Raw genomic sequence first — 1,419 nt, forward strand, 5'->3', positions numbered from 1 at the left:
CGAAAAGTGCGACAGAGCCTGAATAACGGTGGATCTGGTCTTGGTCTGATCGAGAGGATGTGACCGATGACCACGACTGATCCGATTGAGCCTGTGGCTGGTTCGGAGGAGATGATCGATCCCGTGAGCGGAGAGAGCATCGATCAGCAGCAGTTGGCCGAGCAGCTTCTGGCGCAGGCCAAGGAACAGGGCGTCGATCTGGTTGGCCCGGATGGGCTGTTGAACCGGCTGACGAAGAACGTGCTGGAGACCGCGCTGGAGGCCGAGATGGATGATCATCTCGGCTACGAACGCCATGACCGGATGGGTCGCAACAACGGGAACTCCCGCAACGGGACTAGGTCGAAGACGGTGCTGACCGAGATCGGCCCGGTCGAGATCGATGTGCCCCGCGACACTGACGCCTCGTTCGACCCGAAGATCGTGCGTAAGCGGCAGCGACGGTTGGACGGTATCGACGAGATCGTGCTGTCGTTGACCGCCCGCGGGCTGACCACCGGCGAGGTCGCCGCGCACTTCGACGAGGTGTATGGGGCCAAGGTCTCCAAGGACACGATCTCGAAGATCACCGACAAAGTCGTCGACCAGATGGCCGAATGGTCCTCACGGCCACTCGATCCGGTCTATCCAGTGCTTTTCATCGATGCCCTGGTGATCAAGGTCCGTGACGGCCAGGTCGTGAACAAACCTTTCTATGTCGTCGTCGGAGTGACCACCAACGGTGAACGTGACATCCTCGGTATCTGGGCCGGCGACGACGGTGGCGAAGGGGCACGGTTCTGGCTGCAGGTCTTCTCCGAGCTCAAAAACCGTGGTGTAACCGATGTACTGATCGCAGTCTGCGACGGACTCAAGGGCTTACCCGAAGCGATCACCACGACCTGGGAACACACCATCGTGCAGCAATGCGTGATCCACCTGATCCGCAACTCGTTCCGCTACGCCGGACGCCAACACCGGGATGCGATCGTGCGAGGGCTGAAACCGATCTACACGGCACCGTCGGAGCAAGCGGCCACCGACCGGTTCGACGAGTTCGCGACACAATGGCAGGACAAGTACCCGGCGATCGTGGCGCTGTGGCGCAACGCCTGGGCCGAGTTCGTGCCGTTCCTCGAGTACGACGTCGAGATCCGCAAGGTTATCTGTACGACGAACGCGATCGAGTCCATCAACGCCCGCTACCGGCGAGCGATCAAGGCCCGCGGTCATTTCCCCTCCGACGCCGCGGCGCTCAAGTGCCTCTACCTCGTCACCCGATCCCTTGACCCCACTGGACGCGGCCGAGCACGATGGATAATGCGCTGGAAAGCGCCGTTGAACGCGTTCGCGATCACCTTCCCCGGACGCCTGGACCCGACCACCAACTAAAACCACCAAGGTCAGATCCACCGTTCATCTGGCTCTGTCGCACTTTTC

1 protein-coding gene is annotated in these 1,419 nt (G+C 61.2%); it reads left to right on the top strand.

Going from position 1 to position 1,419, the window contains the following annotated elements:
* The first annotated feature begins 111 nt into the window (after nucleotides 1-111).
* Nucleotides 112-1,371: an IS256 family transposase gene (locus tag AD72_RS34670; RefSeq protein ID WP_031470888.1), complete on the top strand. Its 1,260-nt coding sequence runs from the start codon at nucleotides 112-114 to the stop codon at nucleotides 1,369-1,371.
* The last annotated feature ends 48 nt before the right edge of the window (nucleotides 1,372-1,419 follow it).

It is taken from the genome of Sciscionella sediminilitoris (assembly GCF_000737195.2).
GTDB lineage: Bacteria > Actinomycetota > Actinomycetes > Mycobacteriales > Pseudonocardiaceae > Sciscionella > Sciscionella sediminilitoris.